The sequence below is a fragment of the Frankia sp. CcWB2 genome (assembly GCF_977927585.1).
Map to the genome: position 1 here is coordinate 1 of NZ_CDWRCM010000175.1, position 411 is coordinate 411.

The window sequence follows — 411 nt, forward strand, 5'->3', positions numbered from 1 at the left end:
GCAACAGATCCAGATCCAACTCCGGGCCATACCCACCGATCATCTCCTCGGCGGGCAGGCCGGAGGCCCTGGCAGCCGCCTGGTTCACCGCCCGGTAGCGCAGGCCGCGGTCGAGGACCGCAAATATGATCGGCGCCGTGTCGAACACCTGCAGACACAGCAGCGCATCTTCCCACCGGGCGAGTGCCCGCGGGGCCGGCCAGCCGAGCCAAGGCCCGCAGGTGTCGCCACGCACCTGACCATCGGGCTGCGGCGTCGGGTTCATGTCGGGACCAGTCCTGCCGGGGCCGGAGCCGCCGGTCACCGTCGGAGACTCGGGCGGGTGGATCTGCGTCCAAGTGTGGGACAGTACCACCACCGGTGCGAACGGAAGCGGCAGCAGCACCCCGAAAGCAGCAGCACTCCAAAGAC

At 69.3% G+C, this 411-nt stretch carries 1 protein-coding gene; it reads right to left on the minus strand.

The features are described from left to right. Positions 1 to 385 (minus strand): PAS domain-containing protein (locus tag ACY45C_RS16675; RefSeq protein WP_462188496.1); only part of this gene is annotated, 385 nt, incomplete at its 3' end. Positions 386 to 411 lie beyond the last annotated feature (26 nt).